The organism is Polaribacter haliotis, assembly GCF_014784055.1.
Classification (GTDB): Bacteria; Bacteroidota; Bacteroidia; order Flavobacteriales; family Flavobacteriaceae; genus Polaribacter; species Polaribacter haliotis.
Genome location: NZ_CP061813.1, coordinates 2,816,188 through 2,835,483 on the forward strand (window position 1 = coordinate 2,816,188; position 19,296 = coordinate 2,835,483).

Genomic DNA, 19,296 nt, shown 5'->3' on the forward strand with positions numbered 1-19,296 from the left:
TTTTGGCAGACTAGATAAAAAATAAATTTAAAAAATATAGTAATTATGAAAAAATCTATAATATCGTTAGTAGTTTTAGCAGTCGTTTTAATATTCTCCAATGAAGCAATTGCTCAGAAATTTCCAAAAATGGATGTAAGTCCAATGGACGCTGCATCTTATCCAAATAATTGGAAAGAAGCAAATAAATTAGTGAAAGTTATCTATAGCCGCCCACAATTAAAAGGAAGAGATTTAAGTAAATTAGCACCAAAAGATAAAGTATGGAGAACAGGAGCAAACGAAGCTGCAGAAATTACTTTTTACAAAGAATTAGATTTTGGTGGTAAACAAGTTAGGCCAGGAACGTACACACTTTTTACAATTCCTCAAGATGGAAATTGGGTAGTAATTCTAAGCAAGCAAAAAAATGTTTGGGGTTCTTATTTTTATGATGAAAAACAAGATGTTTTAAGAGTTTCTGGAAAAATTTCTAAATCTAGTGATAGTTTAGAAGCTTTTTCAATTGTTTTTGATGGAGAAGAAGATAATATAAAAATGCATATGGGTTGGGGAAACACTGTTGTTTCAGTCCCTTTAGAGTTAAAAATAGAAGAAGAATAAACGTATTTATTTATAATAAAAAACCGCAATTTAATTGCGGTTTTTTTATGCCTAAAATTTAGTGGTTTACAAATTACTTCTTTTGTAGAATAAACGTAAATTTGCGCCATAATTAAGAGAAGAGAAATGCAATACAATCATCAAGAAATAGAAAAGAATTGGCAAAAATTTTGGGCAGAAAACCAAACTTTTAAAGCCAGTAATGAAAGTGAAAAACCTAAATATTATGTACTAGACATGTTTCCTTACCCAAGTGGAGCAGGTTTGCATGTTGGGCATCCTTTAGGATATATTGCAAGTGACATTTATGCACGTTACAAACGTCACCAAGGTTTTAATGTTTTGCATCCTCAAGGTTATGATTCTTTTGGTTTACCAGCAGAACAATATGCAATACAAACTGGGCAACATCCAGCAAAAACTACGGAAGCAAACATTGCAACTTATAGAAAACAATTAGATAAAATTGGTTTTTCTTTTGATTGGAGTAGAGAAGTTAGAACGTCAAATCCTGAATATTATAAATGGACACAGTGGATTTTTATTCAATTGTTTAATTCTTGGTATAATAAAGATTCAGACAAAGCAGAAGACATTTCAACTTTAGAAAAACTCTTCAAAAAAGAAGGAAATTCTAAAGTAAATGCAGTTTGTGATGAAGATATAAAACCTTTTTCTGCGGAAGAATGGAAAGCATTCTCAAAAACAGAACAAGAAGAAATTTTATTACAATACAGATTAACATTTTTGTCAGATACAGAAGTAAACTGGTGTCCTGCTTTAGGAACAGTTTTAGCAAACGACGAAATTGTAAACGGAGTTTCAGAACGTGGAAGTCATCCTGTTATTCGTAAAAAAATGACACAATGGTCTATGCGAATTTCTGCATATGCACAACGTTTGTTAGACGGATTAGAAACCATAGATTGGCCACAACCTTTAAAAGATTCTCAAACCAATTGGATTGGACGTTCTCAAGGAGCAATGGTTACTTTTAAGGTTGATAATGGAAGTGAAAAACAATCGAATGAAGTAAAATTATCTTACAAAGAATTAGAAGCTTTAAAAGAAATAAGACAAAATTCAACAAAAGCAGAAACGACGCTTTGGAACGAATTAAAGAATAAAAAAGGAGCTTCAAAATTTAGAAGAAAATATACAATAGGCACATTTTTAGTAGATTATGTATGTGTTTCTAAAAATTTAATTGTTGAATTTTCTGGAAAAGAAGATGAAGAAGCAAGAACAACTTATTTTAATAATGAAGGCTTTAATGTAATTCGTTTTACAAATGATGAGGTTCTTAAAAATGTAGAAAAAGTTGTTTCAGAAATTAATTTTGCAATTCAGTTTCCAAAAGTAACAGTTAAAGAAACTGCAAAAAAAGAAGTTGTAAAAGAGGAAAATCAATATAAAATTGATGTTTTTACAACAAGACCAGATACAATTTACGGAGTAAGTTTTATGACTTTAGCTCCAGAACACGAATTGGTGTCACGAATCGTTACAGATAAGCAAAAAGACGAAGTTAATGCGTATATAGAAGCAACAGCAAAACGTTCTGAACGTGATAGAATGGCAGATGTAAAAACCATTTCTGGAGCATTTACAGGAGCGTATGCAATTCATCCTTTTTCTGGTGAAAAAATACAAATTTGGATTGGAGATTACGTTTTAGCAGGTTATGGAACAGGAGCAGTTATGGCAGTTCCTTGTGGGGATCAACGTGATTATGATTTCGCAAAACATTTTGATATTCCGATTCCTAATATTTTTGAAGGTGTAGATATTTCTGAAGAAGCGCACACAGATAAAGACGGAACTAAAATTGCAAATTCAGATTTTTTATCAGGATTAAAATACAAGAAAGCATTAAAATTAGCCATTTTCGAAATGGAAAAACGTGGTTTTGGTTATGGAAAAATAAACTATAGATTGCGTGATGCTGTTTTTAGCAGACAACGTTATTGGGGAGAACCTTTTCCAGTATATTACAAAGACGGAATGCCACAAATGATTGACGCAAAACACTTGCCAATCGTTTTACCAGAAGTAGAAAAATACTTGCCAACTGAAGATGGAAAACCACCTTTAGGAAACGCAACAGAATGGGCTTGGGATTCTCGTGGGAATAAAGTTGTTTCGAACGAAAAGTTGAAAAACAAAACTGTTTTTCCTTTAGAATTAAACACAATGCCTGGTTGGGCAGGAAGTTCTTGGTATTTTAATAGATATATGGATTCGCAAAATTCCACAGCATTTGCAAGTAAAGAATCTTTAGATTATTGGAAAGAAGTAGATTTATATATTGGAGGTTCAGAACACGCAACAGGGCATTTATTATACGCTCGTTTTTGGCAGAAATTCTTGTTCGATAAAGGAATTGTTCCTGTAGATGAATTTGCGAAGAAACTAATAAACCAAGGTATGATTTTAGGAACTTCTGCTTTTGTATATAAAGCAACTCCTTTTATTCAAAATGGTTGTGGTTGTTCTGATGAAAAATCTAATGATGATATTATCGCAGAAATACCAACCGTATTTGTTTCTAAAAATTTATTTTCTAATGATGATGAATTTGAAACTGTTGTAAAAAACTACTTATTAGATAATAAATTATTGAATCCTAATTTTGCAGATTTAGTAATGATTACCAAAACACCTATACATTCAGATGTTTCTTTGGTAAATTCTTCAGATGAATTAGATGTAGATGGTTTTAAAAATCATCCTTTAAATGCAGATTATAAAAATGCTGAATTCATTTTAGAAGAAGGTGTTTACAAAGTTGGTAGAGAAGTAGAGAAAATGTCTAAATCTAAATACAATGTCGTAAATCCTGATGATATTGTAAGAGAATATGGAGCAGATGCTTTGCGTTTGTTCGAAATGTTTTTAGGGCCATTAGAACAAGCAAAGCCTTGGAAAACATCAGGTATTTCTGGTGTTTATTCTTTCTTAAAGAAATTATGGAAATTATATGTTTCTGAAGATGGCGTAATTGTATCCGAAGAAAAAGCAACTAAAGACGAACTAAAAGTTTTACATAAAACAATTAAAAAAGTACAAGAAGATATCGAGAATTTCTCTTTTAATACCTCTGTTTCTACGTTTATGATTGCTGTAAACGATTTAACAGGCTTAAAATGTAATAAGAAAGAAATATTAGAACCGTTATTGGTTTTATTATCACCTTACGCACCACATATTTCAGAAGAATTATGGAGTAAATTAGGAAATAAAGAGTCTATTTCAACAGCTCCTTTTCCAATTTTTGATGCAAAACATTTGGTAGAAAGTTCTAAAAATTACCCAATTTCTTTCAACGGAAAAATGCGTTTTACTCTAGAGCTTCCTTTAGATTTATCAAAAGAAGAAATAGAAAAAACAGTTTTAGAAAATGAAAAAACAATTGCGCAATTAGAAGGTAGAACTCCTAAAAAAATAATTATTGTTCCTGGGAAAATTGTAAACATAGTTGGTTAAAAGACATTTATGGTCATAAGTGTTAACTTGTTGTGAAAACAATATTAAAAGTCATTACAGCATTTGTAATGACTTTTTTATTTAAGTACCTTGTCACTCTTAAAATAATACCAATATGAAAATGAGATATATTATATTTTTAATAATTTTCGGAACGTTTTTTGTTGCATGTAAAAAAGATAAAGAAGCTTCTTTAAAAGAATATATAACTCAAAGTTGGCAAACTACTTATTTAAAATTGGAAATGCCAACCTATCAAAAAACAGATTCTTTAGAGATTTATGAAGATAAATTTGAAAACAATCCTGATTTATTAGCACAATCTAAATACAATTCAGATGGAACATTTTCGGCTTGGTTTATCAATAAAAAAGGAGAAAAATCTTCGAATTCAGATGGAAAATGGCGAGTAGAAAACGACTCTCTTTTTGTAGAATTTTTTTATAATGAAAGAGATATGAAGGTGAGTTACCATGTTACAAAAACCGAAGAAGGTTTTACAGCAAAAAGCAAATACGATTGGGATAAAGATGGCGATTTCGACGATCTTTTAACTATGAAAACAAAACAAATAAAAGAATAGGACTTTGAAAATATTTAAGAATGTTTCCTTAAGGATTCGTATTTTTTTATCAATGATTTTATTGGTGTTATTAGCATCGATTTTAATATTAGTGGTAACTCTTTATCAATATGATGAGCAAACGAAAGATTACAACATACAACGTTTCGAAAGAAAAGAAGCGATTGCAAAACAAATTATAGAATTAGAACTTACCAATAAAACCACATATGCAGTAAATACAGAAAATTTAGATAAAATTTTTAAAGAACGTATTTACGAAATTTCTTCAATTAATAAACTAAACATTGCCATTTACGACTTAAATGGAAATTTGTTAAAATCTTCTATTGCAAGTGCTTTCGAAAAGATAGATGTTATGCCACTTTCCGAGGAAATTATTATTGAATTGGCACAAAATTCTAATCATAAAATTTTAAAAAATTTAGAAGTAGAAGATAGTAGTTATCAAACTTCTTATTCCTATATAAGCGACTCTAAATACAAAAGAATAGGTATTTTAGAGTTACAGTTTACACAAGACAATTCCGAAATAGAATACGAGCTTAGAGAGTTTATGTACAGGTTAGGGTTGGTATATATTTTAATGTTTTTAATAGCGATTGCCATTGCATTTTTCTTATCTAGTTATATTACACGCTCTATAAAAACCATTTCAGATAAGATGCAACAAACGCGTTTGAACGAGAGAAATGAAAAGATTATTTTAAATAAAGCAAGTTCGGAAATTGAAGTTTTGGTAGATGCTTACAACAATATGATCGATCAATTAGAGGAAAGTGCTGCGAAATTGGCGAAAAGCGAACGTGAACAAGCTTGGAGAGAAATGGCAAAACAGGTAGCACATGAAATTAAAAATCCTTTGACTCCAATGCGTTTGACTGTGCAGAGTTTCGAACGAAAGTTCAATGCTGAAGATCCAAAAATTAAGGAGAAATTGAAAGAATATTCACAAACATTAATTCAGCAAATAGATGTTATGAGTTCTATTGCTTCTGCATTTTCCGATTTTGCAAAAATGCCATCTCAAAAAAAGGAAGAAATAGAAGTAATTGATGTTGTAAAATTAGCTTTAGATATTTTTAATGAAAAAGCAATTAAATACAGTCCCAAAGAAGAAGAATTACACGCATTTTTAGACAAAACACAATTAATTAGAATTGTAACAAACTTGGTAAAGAATGCTTTACAAGCTACAGAACAAGAGGAAAACCCATTAGTAGAAGTAGAAGTTTTATCGAACAATGGTAATGTAAAAATTGTAGTGTCAGACAATGGAAAAGGAATTTCTGAAGATGTAAAAGAATTAATATTCGAACCTAAATTTACAACAAAGTCAAGTGGAATGGGATTAGGTTTAGGAATTATTAAAAATATTATAGAAGCCTATGGAGGTACTATTTCATTTACTTCCAAAGAAGGAGTTGGAACTACTTTTACAGTTATTTTACCTAAGAAATAAAATAGTTTTTGTTCCCAGTCATAGTTATATAAAAAATAAAAACAAATAAAATGAACTTCGAAAATTTATTAGTTTCAAAAAATAATGGTATTGCACAAATAACCATAAACCGTCCAAAGAAATTAAATGCTTTAAACAAAGTAACTATAAAAGAATTACATGAAGCTTTCGATGTTTTAGAAAGCGATTTAAGCGTAAAAATAATTATTGTTACTGGAAGTGGAGATAAGGCATTTGTTGCAGGTGCAGATATATCTGAATTCGCACATTTTTCTATAGAGGAAGGCGCAAGTTTAGCTAGAGCAGGGCAAGAAATGCTATTCGATTTTATCGAAAATTTAGCAACTCCTGTTATTGCAGCTATAAATGGTTTTGCTTTAGGTGGAGGTTTAGAATTGGCAATGGCTTGTCATTTTAGAATTGCATCCGACAATGCAAAAATGGGATTACCAGAAGTTTCTTTAGGTGTAATTCCTGGTTATGGAGGTACACAACGTTTACCACAGTTAGTTGGTAAAGGAAAAGCAATGGAATTAATTATGACAGCTGGAATGGTTCCTGCAGAAGAAGCAAAAGAATGTGGTTTGGTAAATCATGTAGTTTCTCAAGAAGAATTAATACCCTTAGCAGAAAAAATTGCCAGTAAAATTATGCGAAATTCTTCTGTAGCTATTGCTGCAGCTATTAAAGCTATAAATGCTAATTTCCAAGATGGTGTAAATGGATTTGATGTGGAAATTTCAGCATTTGGAGAGTGTTTTGGAACCGAAGATTTCGAGGAAGGAACCACTGCTTTTTTAGAAAAAAGAAAACCAAATTTCTCTGGAAACTAATAATTAAAGTCATTCACTCCCAATAATAATAAAACATAAAAAAAGCGAGCCAATAAAGGCTCGCTTTTTTTATCAAATTCATAGCAATATTTCATTTGATATTTTAAAGATTAAAGTCTTGTGAGTAAGATCTATTGTTTGTGTTTACAATTACTTTATAGTTTCCTTTTAGCTCTTTAGAAACTTTATAAACTCTGTTTAAAATCTTTTCTGTTCCTTTAATTGTTTCAGAATAAATTACATCATCTTTATAAAAAACAGTAACTTGAACTGGTTTTTGATTGAAAGAAATTTTAGAAATTAAAACCAATTCGTTTTCGGTTCTAATAACTGGCTTAAACTCTGTTATATCATTTTCAGAAAAAATAACAAGACCATTTTTTACTTCGAAAGATTTTATAATAATCTCGTAATCTTTGTTTAACTCTGCTACATAACTTCCAGACTCTAAAGCAGAAAAATCAAATATTTTAGAGAAAGTTCCTGAATTTTCTATCTCAGAGCTATATAATACAGGACCATTTTTCTGAGTTATTGTTAAAGTATTTCCTTTTTTAACAGCGTTAAATTCAACTTTTACTCTTTTTCCATCTATTGCAGTAGGAGTTGTATTGTTTGCGTTTGCGTAACCTAATAATGTTCCGAACATTAATGCTACTACTAAGTAATTTTTAATTGTCGTTTTCATTTTCTTTTTTTATTAGTTATTATTAATACTGCAAATCTATGGCAGATTTAAGTTCCTGAAAACATCAAAATTGACAAATAACTATGCTAAATTATCACATTATACTGTGTTAAATTAATGTTAAGTTAATATAGAACACAATAAAGGTAATTTTATACATTTATTTCCGTTTTAGTGTTGTAATTTTGTTTTTTGAAAAAAGTAAATTATGAAAACAAAACCAACATTAGAGAAAATTGTACCAAGTTTCGGTAGTTCTTTATTGGTTAAAAAACACGTACAGTTTTTAAAAACAAAAAAGGCTTTCTGGCATTTTCATCCAGAAATAGAATTGGTATACGTTAATAAAGGAAAAGGAAAAAGACATATTGGAAACCATATTAGCTATTTTAATAATAGTCAGTTAGTTTTAATTGGTTCTAATTTGCCACATTTAGGGTATATGGATCGTTTAACAACCAATGGTTCCGAAACCTTAATACAGTTTAAGCCAGAATTTTTAGGAGAAAATTTTTTTAAAATTCCAGAAATGGCTGCAATCGATCAACTTTTTGAACGCGCAAAAAAAGGAATTCGTTTTAATATTGAAATTAAAAAAAGAATTGGTGCTAAGATTGAAGAGCTAGTAGATTTAGAAGGGGCAGATAGAATTATTTCTATTCTAGAAATTTTAAAAGAGTTGGCAAGAACAGACGATTATACCATTTTAAATGCAGATGGTTTTGCTTTTGAAACACAGCCACAAGACAACGAAAAGATAGATTTGGTGTTTAAACATATAAATGAAAATTTTAATAGACATATTGCACTAGATGAAATTTCGGATGTTGTAAGTATGACAGTTCCTGCTTTTTGTAGATTCTTTAAAAAAACAACTTCTAAAACATTTACAAAATTAGTAAATGAATATAGAGTTGTGCATGCAACAAAATTATTATCGGAAAGTAATATGAGTATTGGAGATATTTGTTTTGAATGTGGTTTTAATAATTTTTCTCACTTTAATAAATTATTTAAAGAATTTACTGGAAAATCTGCATCTAAATATAGAAGTGAAATGTTGAATTTCGTTCAATAATAATAAAAGATAAAAATGGAAGACAAAATAGAAGAAACATTAAATTATTACACATTTAAAAGTAACGAGGTTTTAAACTCCATAAATTCAAACTCAAATTTAACGGTTGATGAAATTATAGAGAAAGCAGCCAAACTTTCTGAACTTGAATACAAAATTACTGCTTTAGAAGTTGTAAAAGAAAATTAAATCAATTTTAGAGGTTTTAAGAAGCTTTTTAGTGTAGATATTTACAATTCGTTGGATAAATAATAAAACACGTTTAGAATTAATTTTTAAAGGTAATTTTTTATAGTTTAAATTTATGATATTTTTTTAAGCATCAATATTATTTATTTCACTCCATTCCATTCATTATAAAACTGCTCTAAATATTTTTCCATAAATTCATGTCTTTGCATTGCAATTTTTTTTCCAGAATCCGTGTTCATTTTATCTTTTAATAACAACAATTTTTCATAAAAATGATTAATTGTTGGTGCAGAAGACTTTTTATATTCTTCTTTTGTCATATTTAAGTTTGGTAAAATTTCTGGATTGTACAGAGCTCTATTTTTAAAACCACCATAATTAAAACAACGTGCAATACCAATAGCACCAATTGCGTCTAATCTATCTGCATCTTGTACTACTTCTAGTTCTTTGGACGTAAATTTTTCACCATTTTTATCAAATGAATTTTTATAAGAAATATGGTTGATTATGTTTACAACATGTAAAATTGTTTCTTTGTTAACTTTCTGTTTTTCAAGAAATTCAGTAGCTAATTTAGGTCCAATAGTCTCATCTCCATTGTAAAACTTAGGGTCTGCAATGTCATGTAATAATGCAGCTAAAGAAACTACAAAAACGTTTACATCTTCTTCTCTAGAAATTAAAATTGCGTTTTTAAAAACACGTTCTATATGAAACCAATCATGCCCACCTTCAGCATCTTTTAACTCTTCTTTTACAAATAAAATAGTGTTTTCAATTACTTTTTCTTCGTTCATTTTATTTTCTTAAAGCAAGTTCTTTTTTAATTTTTTTAATTTCAAAAAACATTATTACACTCATAGGAGCAAAGAATAATGGTAAAAAGGTTTGAAAAGAAACGCCTTCATCAATAGAAGAAAAAATTGCCAAAACAACCATTAATAAAACCACAATTGTTTGTACAACAAATAAGATTTTTTGTGTTTTTAATTTCTTTTGTAATTCTTTTACGGTGTAAGTAGAAAGCAAAGATGCCATAGTTTTAAATTTTTATAAAAATAAAAAAATCCACTCTAAAAGAATGGATTTTTAAAATTCTTTCCTTCAAAAAAAAGGATTTATTGTAAGTCTAACAAAACTCTTCGTAAGCTTGTGCTAAATTCTGTGCAATCATTTGTGCAGAACGACCTTCAATATGGTGTCTTTCTAACATGTGTACTAAATTTCCGTCTTTAAACAACGCCATTGCTGGAGAAGATGGAGGAAAAGGAATCATAAATTCACGTGCTTTTTGTGTAGATTCTTTCTCTACACCTGCAAAAACAGTTGTTAAATTATCAGGAGTTTTTTCTGCACCTAAAGAAGCAATTGCTCCTGGTCTTGCAGTTCCTGCAGCACAACCACAAACCGAGTTTACAACCACTAAAGTTGTTCCTTCTTTTGCCATTGCTTTTTCTACGTCTTCACCTGTATATAATGCTTCAAAACCTGCGTTAATTAACTCGTCACGCATTGGTTTTACTAATTCTTCTGGATACATAATTTTTAATTTAATTCTTTACAAAGATACTTAATATTTTCTTTTTTTGGGCGTGCCCATTTTTAAAAATACTATTCCGTTATCACTACATTCTATTTTAAAAAATCGTCAGGCTTTTCGCACTCGCTTTTTTTCTAAAAAAGAAAAAAGAGCTCAAACAAATGCTTCAATCCTTCACGCAGAATGTTAACCTTTTGTGTTAGAAGTATTAAGAATTTAAAAGTTCAATAAACATAACGTTTCTAAACAAATTATAAAAGGAACTTTGTAACTTTGCTACCTTGTAATTATATAGAAAGAGAATAGAATATGGCAAATTTCACAAAATGGTTGGGTGCAGGATTAGGATTTACTTTAGGTGGCCCAATAGGTGCTGCAATAGGTTTTGCAATAGGTAGTTTTGTAGATGGTTTTTCCGAAAAAGATTTGCTTTTAGAGCAAGGAGAATATCAAAGTAAAACCCAAAATAACAGACATGTAAACACGCAATCTGGAGATTTTGAAATGAGTTTGCTTGTTTTGGCATCTATAGTTATAAAATCAGATGGTAAAATAGACAAACGTGAATTAGAATTTGTACGTGCTCAATTTTTAAGTATGTATGGTAAAGAAAGAGCCAACAATGCTTTTAAATTATTTAAAGGAATTGTAAAAAAAGAAATTTCTGCTAGACAAGTGTGTATTCAGATTAGAGAACACATGTCTCATGCATCTCGTTTACAATTACTTCACTTTTTATTCGGAATTGCAAAAGCAGACGAATTTGTAACCGAAAAAGAAGTTGAAGAAATTAGAAAAATAGCAGGCTATTTGTATATCAACCAAAGAGATTTTACGTCCATAAAGGCAATGTTTTATGATGAGTCTGACAATGCTTATAAAATCTTGGAAATCACAAAATCTGCTACAGATGATCAGTTAAAATCTGCTTACAGAAAAATGGTAAAAAAATACCATCCAGACAAATTACAAGATTTAGGAAAAGAGCATTTACAAGGAGCTAAAGAAAAGTTTCAAAGCATACAAACAGCTTACGAGAAAATAAAAAAAGAAAGAGGTTTGTAAGTTATGGCTTAAAAAACCTACTTTAATTGTGCTTATTTTTTTTTACTTATTTTTGATAGAATTTTCCCCCGAAAAAATTGCGTTATATGAATAAATTGAATCGTAAATTATTTACTTTTCTTAAAATATTTTTGTTTTTAAGTGTCACTTTATTTAGTATGCAATCTTATGCACAATTAGATAGTGAGCATTACCTGCCACCTTTAAAACAAGTAGCTAATAATCAAGGAATTGTTCAGCAAGCTGTTTATTTTTCAACCCCAGAAACTTCTCCATTTTCTATAGAAATTTATAGAGGTACAAGCACAACTCCTTTGTTAACAATAACGGGTTTATCTAAAGGAAATGGTAAAATATTTGATAATTCTAACGGATTAGGAAATGGTGATAACAATATTACTTTGGTTACCAATGCAAATACAGGAGAGGTTTTAAGTAATTCTGGTTTAAGAATAATTTCACCAAGTGGTAAGAAGTTTTATGTAAATTATAGAGGAAGATCTTCTGCACAAGCTGGTTCTTTAACATCTAAAGGTGCAAAAGCAAAAGGTATAGATTTTAGGTGGGGAGGTATTCCTAATAGGGCAAATAACAACAACTTAACAACATCTTTAGGAATGATAGCTACAGAAGATGGAACCGTTGTTACAGTTTCTGGTTACGACCCAAATTGTAAATTTAGAAAAGGAAATGCAAGAGGTGGTATTACTGCAGATACACAAACTATTACTTTAAATAAAGGACAATCTTTTGTCTTAGAAGCAGCAAAAAATGAAACAACTGCAAATATAGATGGCTGGTTGGGATCAAAAATACATGCGACTAAACCTATTGTAATTAGTAATGGAGGTTTAAATGTGGGGATAAGGAGTACAAGTGGGAATAGAGATGTAGGTATAGATCAGCCAGTGGGTGTTGCTTCTTTAGGAAGAGAATATGTTTTTGTAAGAGGTTTAGGATCTAATGAAACAGAGTTTCCAATAATTGTAGCGACACAAAATAATACAGAAGTATATGCTGGTGGAATTTTAATAGGCACAATAAACGATGGAGATTATATAGAAGTTCCTGGAAGTTATTATTCTTCTAATTCTGCAGGAGCAAGCATGTTTGTAACTACATCAAGAGAAGTTTATGCGTATCAATGTTTACAAGGTGCAACAAATAAAATACAAACTATTGGTATGAATTTTATTGCACCAGTAAACTGTTTGTTACCGAATTTAATGGACGAAATTTCCGATATTGATAAAATTGCTGGAGCAAATTCTAACATTTCTGCAATTACAATTATAGCTTCATCTTTAACAGCAAACTCTAATATTGTAGTTAGAGAAAATGGTGTAAGGATTCCATTACCCGCGCAAACTGTTCCTGCTGGAACTTCCGATTGGAAAACTTTCTATGTAACAGGTTTGTCTGGAGAAATAGATGTAACATCTACTGGACCAATTGCAGTTGGTACTTTTATGAGTTTAGGTTCTAATGCTGGTTTGGCTGGTTATTTTTCTGGATTTGATACAGTTCCTGTAGTTGGAGTACAAATTACAGGTGGAGGTTGTTTTCCAGCTGGAGATTTAGAGGAAGAAACAAAAAGTTTTGATGCTTATCAATGGTATAGAAATAATGTTGTAATTGCTGGAGCAACTTCATCTACTTATACACCAACAGGAATAGGAGAATACAATGTAATTGTTACAGAAGGTACTTGTTCTTATTCTTCTAAAATTGTGTCAGTTTTTAATTGTGATCCAGATATTGTGGTTTCTAAAACAAGTGATATTACAGGAACAGTTACAGATGGAGATATCATCAATTTTACAGTTACTGTAGAAAGTTTTGGATTGCAACCTGTAACAAATTTAGTGGTAAAAGATATTTTTCCAACAGAATTAGATTTAATTAGTGTAACGCCAAGTCAAGGAACATGGAATAGTCCAAATTGGACTATTGGTACCATGGAAGCTGGTGAGTTATTTACATTAAAATTTGTTTCTAAAGTACCAAATAAACCGGATGAAGGCACGTTTAGTAACGTAGTTTCAAATACACAAGATCAAACAGATTCTAATTTATCTGTAGATGACTTAACCGAGAGTTTTACAATAACAGCAAAGAAAATAGATTTATCACTCTCTAAAAAGATAGATAAAAGTGTTGTTAAAGTTGGAGATGAGGTTACTTTTACTATTACAATCTTTAACAATGGACCAGAAATTGCAACAGGGGTTCAAGTTAAAGATATTTTACCTAGCGGTTTAACTTTTATATCTACAGGAACAATAATCCCTACAAATACTACCTATAACCAATCTACAGGAATTTGGAATTTTGGAACAAGAAATATCCAAAAAAACGAATCTATTAGTTTAAAAATTAAGGCAAAAATTACGACTACAAACCTTGTTATAAATACTTCTGAAGTTTTTAAAACTGAACAAAAAGATGTGGATTCCAATACAAACTAGTAATAATTACATTTTTTTTTGGGGAGATATTAAGGAATTTATTATTAGGCTAAAATGTTAATTTTTTTTAAAAACACAATTTATAATTATTCTAAATAACAATCTGTTTAACATTAAATTTACATGCTTGTGATGTTTTGTTGTTTTTATGGGATGAAAGGGAATTTACAGTTTATGTTTTTTTTAGTTTCCATTATCTACAAATCATCACTTTTACTGATTTCCCCTGCTATAAAACTTATTTTTTTTTGATAAAAGCAATTTTTTGTGATTAACTTTTCCACTTGGCAATAGTTTTATAGGTTACACTAATATAATGCAGGGCTGTTTTTTTTTTACTTTGGTCATTAGTTTTTCTTAAACATATGTTAAAAAAAAGTTTATATTTGCTTTTGATACTTTCTAAAGTAACTAATTTTTACATTATTTAAATAAATAAAAGTATCAAAACTAAACTGAAAAGTAGTTTTTATTAGATTCAAGAATTAGTAAAACTTACTTTTTTTGTAATAGTTAAAAAATAAATGTTTTTATAAAAACATATATGTTTAATCTGAAACATAAAGCACACAGTATGAAAAAAAAGTACTTACCACTAAACTGTAGTATTGTAAAACAGTTTTTTTTATTTTCAAAAAGCAAGAAAACAGTATTGTATATTGTTTTACTTTTTTTATTGAGTTTTGTTAATATAATTAAGGCACAAGATAGTTTTGAAAGTGATTTTGATGGTTGGGATCAAGTCTCTGGAGATGATATGAATTGGTCACGTGATATTGAAACTCCAAGTTCTAACACTGGTCCTGATTTAGGTTCAGATGGAGATTTTTTTCTTTTCATAGAGGCATCAAGTAATTCGGGTAAAAAAGCTTGGATAGAGAAAGAGTTTGATTTAACAGGAAAACAAAAATCTCAACTTAATTTTGACTATCATATGTATGGTTCTAATATGGGGTCTTTAAATGTTTTAGTTAACAAAAATGGTGTTTTAACAAATGTTTTTAGTAGATCTGGCGATAAAGGAGACGTCTGGCTATCTGCTACAGCAGACTTAAGTGCTTTTGATGGTGATGTAATTAAAATTAGGTTTGAAGGAATCGTAGGAAGTAATTTTAGAAGTGATGCGGCAATAGATAATATTTCAGTTACTTCTACTCCAGATACTGATGGTGATGGTATTATTGATGATGAAGATGCAGATGCAGATAATGATGGTATATTAAATGTAGATGAAGGTTGTGCAGCAGTTGTTAGCTCAGATTTTAATTTAGTGCCGTCTGAAAGTGTTTTAGGAGACATGTCTGCTGGTGGTAAATTGGTGTACAAAGATGCTGCTGGTAATAAAGTAGTGTTAGAGGCTGCAGGTAGTGTTGGTAGTAATAATATTGTAGGTGTCGGACCAAATGATGGTACCATAATTACAGATATTAACAATGGTAAGATTGCTTTTGAAATTGGTAAAACAGATAGTGCCGCAGATCAACCAAAACTAAAAATAACAACATTTTCTGCAGCAGGAGTTCCTTTTAAAGTTACTTCTATAGGATTAGGTGGTATTGGTAATATGGATAATTCTTCTGCACAAGATGCAATTGCAATGGATGTTCCTGGAACTTGGTCTAATCTAACTTCAGCAGGTAATACCTTAGGATCGGCTCAAATTACAACTTCTCCAATTGGAGCTACACCAGTTAATAATGTTACACAGACAGAGTTAGATGCTTTCGATTTTACAAATTTTGTTACACAAGGTGCAGTGTCTGAAGTAATTTTTAATAACGCAGATAACAATGTTCAATTTGGCTATAATGCTACATTTTCGCCTACAAATCCAACAAGTTCATTTAACTTAATTGTAGACGATATAAATATTGATGATGGTGTTGGTAGAAATATTGTTGCAGAACTATCTACAACATCAATTTCTGTTGCTGCTATTTATTGTAGAGATACAGATAGTGACGGAATACCAGACTATTTAGATACAGATTCAGATGGAGATGGATGTAGTGATGCAGATGAAGCATATTTTGGAACTGTAACAAATGCAGATACAGACGATAATGGAACTTATGGTTCAGGAACTCCAACAGTAGATGGTGTTGGAAAGGTTTCAGGAGCTGCATATACTAGTCCAAACGCATATTATATAGATGCAAGTGTAAACGCTTGTTTTGATAATGATAATGATGGTGTACCAGATTCTGTAGATTTAGATGATGATAATGATGGTATTTTAGATGGTGTTGAATGTCCAGATATTAGTTTTTCTAAAAACCTAATTATTAATAATGCGCAAAGGGGTAATTTAACTGTAGTAGAAGGAGGCGCATCTGGAACACCATTTGTTTCAGATGCTGGGCCAAATAATAATGAGCAAGGATTGCGATATATAGATCAAGCACCTATGCCAACATATTACAGACTAAATACAAAAGGAGAAGATTACACTTATATAGATGGTAATAATTTAGTGTTTAGACTTTATGTAGAAGATCCGGGAGAAAGTTTTTTCGGAGGAACATCCGACATTCGATTAGGTAGTGGAGCAACTCAATTAACATTAGATTTAACTCAAGATCCTTTTGCACAGACCAAACCTGTAGGTAAAACTGACTTTACAATATCTGTTCCTCTAACGGCTTCTAATTTTGGAGTTTCTCAAGCACAGTTTAATTCAGTTATAGCCTCTTTAGATTATATTGATATTCGTGCAGAGTTTTGGTTAGGTCCAACAGGCACAACAGAGAGTGAGCTTGTGCCACTTTTAAGTGATCCATGTGATATAGATAATGATGGAATACCAAATTATAATGATTCAGATTCAGATGGAGATGGTTGTTCAGATGCAGATGAAGCCTATTTAGGTTCAGTTGCTAATGCAGATGCAGATAATAATGGATTTTATGGTTCAGGAACACCAACAGTTGGAACAGATGGAAAAGTTTCTGGAGCGCCTTATACAACACCAAATGCCTATTATTTAGATGCAAGCATTAATGCCTGTGAAGATAATGATAATGATGGAATTCCTGATTCTGTAGATTTAGATGATGATAATGATGGTATTTTAGATTCGGTAGAAAATAATTGTACAACTGCAACAACAGGATTTTTCGATTGGGATACAGATTTTGGAGTTTCGCCTTCAGGTTCAGATATTTCAGGTTCATTACCAATAATATCAAATTTAGTAGACAATCATAACCTAACAGTTTCTTTTGTAGACAACCCTTCAAACCCTGGTTTAGAGTATATGTCTGTAGAAGACGCTTTTGGTTTAGGAACAGTACTTCAAATTGTTAATGCCTCAGGAGAAACGGGTGGTGGTATAACAACTTTTGCTTTTACAAACGAAGTAAATAACTTAACCTTTACCATGCAAGATATAGATGCAAGAGGTTCAGATTTTAAAGATCGAATAATTGTAACGGCTAAAAGAGCAGATGGTACTATTGTTGTAATATCAGAAACAACAAATATTATAAGTAAAGGTTCTGCAGTTAGTTACCAAGGTAATAATGAAATTATAGGAATAGGAGATGTAGACTCTCCAAACCAAGCAAATGGAGTTTTAAAATTAAAATTTACAGAACCAATTACTGAGATTAGCTTTCAATATTTTAATGATTTAACGAGCCCAAATACAAGACAAAGAATAGGTATTGCAGATTTAGAATACGAATTTGTTTGTGATTCAGATTTCGATAATGATGGTATACCAAATGCTTTTGACACAGATTCAGATGGAGATGGTTGTAGCGATGCAGATGAAGCTTATTATGGTTCAGTAAGTAATGCAGATACTGATGATGATGGAGCTTATGGTACTAGTCCTGTTACTGTCGATGGGCAAGGAAAAGTTGCAGGTGCTGGCTACATTACACCAAATGCATTTTATTTAAATGCAGATATAAATGCTTGTGAAGACAATGATAATGATGGTATTATAGATTCAGTAGATTTAGATGATGACAATGATGGTATTTTAGATACAGGTGAATGTACAACAAACCTAAGAGCTGCAAATGGAGATTTTGATGTTGCTATTTCAGGTTCTAACCCAGTATTAACACAAACCTTTGCAAACTCTTTTTCTATAACTTATACGAATATAGGTGGTTCATCTATTGCTTCATATTCAGAACCTACAAAAGAAGCAGATGAACTTTATGCTATAGGAACACAATTTAAGTATGTTTACCCAAATGAAGGGTCTACCCAACAAATGACCTTTTCTTCGCCGGTAAAATTGAAATTTATGGTTACAGATATCGATCAATTAGGAGAAAAACATAGAGTAACAGTTTACGATAAAACAGGCGCAATTATTCCAAATCCAGAAAATTTTATAGTTAATACAGCAGAAGGTACAACCGGAAGTTCTTTTGCAACTCGAACACCAAAAAAATATCCAGATTTAGGATTAGATGTTACAAAAGATGGAACGATAAGTGATGATTATGTAGAGTTGTCTCAAGAAAAACAGAAAGACAATGACACATATACAAGAAGAAACCTTGTCTTTTTTGACTTTAAAGAATTAGAAATCTCTAAAATAGTTGTACAAAATTTAAGTAATTCAGGTCAACCAGGATTTTTATTTGACTCTATAAGAGCTGCTTGTGATACAGATCTAGATGGTATTCCAGATTATCAAGATACAGATTCAGACAATGATGGTTGTCCAGATGCAATAGAAGGAGCAGGAGATATACAGTTGGGCCAACTTACAGCATTAACAGGAGGAAGTGTTGGAGGTAGTTTAAATAATTTAGGAACTACATCAGATGCAGAAGGAAATCCATTAGTTAATAGTACAGGTTATGAACAAAATAATACAGCAGCAGTTTTAGACGCAAATGATGCAACTGCTTGTTCTATCGATTTAAGTGTTACCAAAATTGTAAATAAACCAATAAAGAAAGTTGGAGAAAAAATTGTATTTACAATAACACTTAAAAATGATGGTAATCAACCAGCAACAAATGTAAATGTTATAGACTTATTACCACCAGGTTTAACCTATGATGCAGCAACTACAGTTATACCAACAAATACAACCTATGATTCTAGTACAGGTATTTGGGATTTGAGCTTATTAACACTGGCCAAGGGAAGTAGTTATCAATTAAAAATTGGCGCAACTGTTAATACAGCTGGTACAATATATACAAATAAAACAGAAGTTTTCTCTACAACAGAAACTGACATTGACTCAACTCCTAACAGCAACAACTAATTAATATATAGATGAAAAATATGCACAAGCTTTTCAACTTTAACAAAATAAGG

At 30.7% G+C, this 19,296-nt stretch carries 14 protein-coding genes; 10 read left to right on the top strand and 4 right to left on the bottom strand.

What is annotated here, in order from left to right; translation table 11 throughout:
• Positions 1-45 precede the first annotated feature (45 nt).
• From H9I45_RS12215 to H9I45_RS12235, 5 genes are all read left to right on the top strand, one after another.
• Positions 46-603, top strand: a complete 558-nt coding sequence (locus H9I45_RS12215) for a DUF2911 domain-containing protein (protein WP_088352805.1) — start codon at positions 46-48, stop codon at positions 601-603.
• A gap of 126 nt (positions 604-729) precedes the next feature.
• Positions 730-4,089, top strand: coding sequence for a leucine--tRNA ligase (locus H9I45_RS12220; RefSeq protein WP_088352806.1), 3,360 nt, complete (start codon positions 730-732; stop codon positions 4,087-4,089).
• A gap of 115 nt (positions 4,090-4,204) precedes the next feature.
• A complete protein-coding gene (locus tag H9I45_RS12225; protein WP_088352807.1) occupies positions 4,205-4,672 on the top strand; it encodes a hypothetical protein in 468 nt (155 codons plus the stop codon).
• A 52-nt stretch (positions 4,673-4,724) separates the two neighbouring features.
• Positions 4,725-6,134, top strand: a complete 1,410-nt coding sequence (locus tag H9I45_RS12230; RefSeq protein WP_088352808.1) for a sensor histidine kinase — start codon at positions 4,725-4,727, stop codon at positions 6,132-6,134.
• Positions 6,135-6,184: 50 nt separating this feature from the next.
• Positions 6,185-6,967, top strand: a complete 783-nt coding sequence (locus H9I45_RS12235) for an enoyl-CoA hydratase/isomerase family protein (RefSeq protein WP_088352809.1) — start codon at positions 6,185-6,187, stop codon at positions 6,965-6,967.
• 103 nt (positions 6,968-7,070) lie between these two features.
• On the opposite strand, the gene H9I45_RS12240 is transcribed toward H9I45_RS12235, so the two are convergent.
• A complete protein-coding gene (locus tag H9I45_RS12240) occupies positions 7,071-7,655 on the bottom strand; it encodes a T9SS type A sorting domain-containing protein (RefSeq protein WP_088352810.1) in 585 nt (194 codons plus the stop codon).
• 208 nt (positions 7,656-7,863) lie between these two features.
• Here H9I45_RS12240 and H9I45_RS12245 point away from each other — a divergent pair, with 208 nt between their 5' ends.
• On the top strand, positions 7,864-8,733 hold the full coding sequence (locus tag H9I45_RS12245; protein WP_088352811.1) for an AraC family transcriptional regulator: 870 nt from the start codon (positions 7,864-7,866) through the stop codon (positions 8,731-8,733).
• 15 nt (positions 8,734-8,748) lie between these two features.
• Positions 8,749-8,922 carry a hypothetical protein gene (locus H9I45_RS12250; RefSeq protein ID WP_176397516.1) on the top strand — a complete coding sequence of 58 codons (174 nt, stop codon included), beginning with the start codon at positions 8,749-8,751 and terminating at the stop codon, positions 8,920-8,922.
• Positions 8,923-9,065: 143 nt separating this feature from the next.
• On the opposite strand, the gene H9I45_RS12255 is transcribed toward H9I45_RS12250, so the two are convergent.
• The 3 genes from H9I45_RS12255 to H9I45_RS12265 form a co-directional block, all read right to left on the bottom strand.
• The gene (locus H9I45_RS12255; protein ID WP_088352812.1) at positions 9,066-9,725 is read right to left on the bottom strand and encodes an HD domain-containing protein; all 660 of its coding nucleotides are present in this window, start codon (positions 9,723-9,725) and stop codon (positions 9,066-9,068) included.
• Between the two features lies 1 nt (position 9,726).
• On the bottom strand, positions 9,727-9,966 hold the full coding sequence (locus H9I45_RS12260) for a hypothetical protein (protein ID WP_088352813.1): 240 nt from the start codon (positions 9,964-9,966) through the stop codon (positions 9,727-9,729).
• A 91-nt stretch (positions 9,967-10,057) separates the two neighbouring features.
• Positions 10,058-10,468: a BrxA/BrxB family bacilliredoxin gene (locus H9I45_RS12265; RefSeq protein WP_088352814.1), complete on the bottom strand. Its 411-nt coding sequence runs from the start codon at positions 10,466-10,468 to the stop codon at positions 10,058-10,060.
• A 309-nt stretch (positions 10,469-10,777) separates the two neighbouring features.
• Between H9I45_RS12265 and H9I45_RS12270 the strand changes: the two genes are divergently transcribed.
• The 3 genes from H9I45_RS12270 to H9I45_RS12280 all read left to right on the top strand — a co-directional run bounded on the left by H9I45_RS12270 (position 10,778) and on the right by H9I45_RS12280 (position 19,243).
• On the top strand, positions 10,778-11,533 hold the full coding sequence (locus H9I45_RS12270; protein ID WP_088352815.1) for a TerB family tellurite resistance protein: 756 nt from the start codon (positions 10,778-10,780) through the stop codon (positions 11,531-11,533).
• A gap of 86 nt (positions 11,534-11,619) precedes the next feature.
• Complete coding sequence (locus H9I45_RS12275; protein ID WP_088352816.1) at positions 11,620-14,001, top strand: DUF11 domain-containing protein; 2,382 nt, start codon at positions 11,620-11,622, stop codon at positions 13,999-14,001.
• A 574-nt stretch (positions 14,002-14,575) separates the two neighbouring features.
• Positions 14,576-19,243, top strand: coding sequence for a DUF11 domain-containing protein (locus H9I45_RS12280; protein ID WP_176397517.1), 4,668 nt, complete (start codon positions 14,576-14,578; stop codon positions 19,241-19,243).
• The last annotated feature ends 53 nt before the right edge of the window (positions 19,244-19,296 follow it).

Coding starts and splice junctions, on each gene's coding strand:
- H9I45_RS12280 (WP_176397517.1), top strand. CDS start 14,576: ATGAAAAAAAAGTACTTACCACTAAACTGTAGTATTGTAAAACAGTTT.
- H9I45_RS12265 (WP_088352814.1), bottom strand. CDS start 10,468: ATGTATCCAGAAGAATTAGTAAAACCAATGCGTGACGAGTTAATTAAC.
- H9I45_RS12270 (WP_088352815.1), top strand. CDS start 10,778: ATGGCAAATTTCACAAAATGGTTGGGTGCAGGATTAGGATTTACTTTA.
- H9I45_RS12230 (WP_088352808.1), top strand. CDS start 4,725: ATGATTTTATTGGTGTTATTAGCATCGATTTTAATATTAGTGGTAACT.
- H9I45_RS12275 (WP_088352816.1), top strand. CDS start 11,620: ATGAATAAATTGAATCGTAAATTATTTACTTTTCTTAAAATATTTTTG.
- H9I45_RS12245 (WP_088352811.1), top strand. CDS start 7,864: ATGAAAACAAAACCAACATTAGAGAAAATTGTACCAAGTTTCGGTAGT.
- H9I45_RS12220 (WP_088352806.1), top strand. CDS start 730: ATGCAATACAATCATCAAGAAATAGAAAAGAATTGGCAAAAATTTTGG.
- H9I45_RS12260 (WP_088352813.1), bottom strand. CDS start 9,966: ATGGCATCTTTGCTTTCTACTTACACCGTAAAAGAATTACAAAAGAAA.
- H9I45_RS12235 (WP_088352809.1), top strand. CDS start 6,185: ATGAACTTCGAAAATTTATTAGTTTCAAAAAATAATGGTATTGCACAA.
- H9I45_RS12225 (WP_088352807.1), top strand. CDS start 4,205: ATGAAAATGAGATATATTATATTTTTAATAATTTTCGGAACGTTTTTT.
- H9I45_RS12215 (WP_088352805.1), top strand. CDS start 46: ATGAAAAAATCTATAATATCGTTAGTAGTTTTAGCAGTCGTTTTAATA.
- H9I45_RS12240 (WP_088352810.1), bottom strand. CDS start 7,655: ATGAAAACGACAATTAAAAATTACTTAGTAGTAGCATTAATGTTCGGA.
- H9I45_RS12255 (WP_088352812.1), bottom strand. CDS start 9,725: ATGAACGAAGAAAAAGTAATTGAAAACACTATTTTATTTGTAAAAGAA.
- H9I45_RS12250 (WP_176397516.1), top strand. CDS start 8,749: ATGGAAGACAAAATAGAAGAAACATTAAATTATTACACATTTAAAAGT.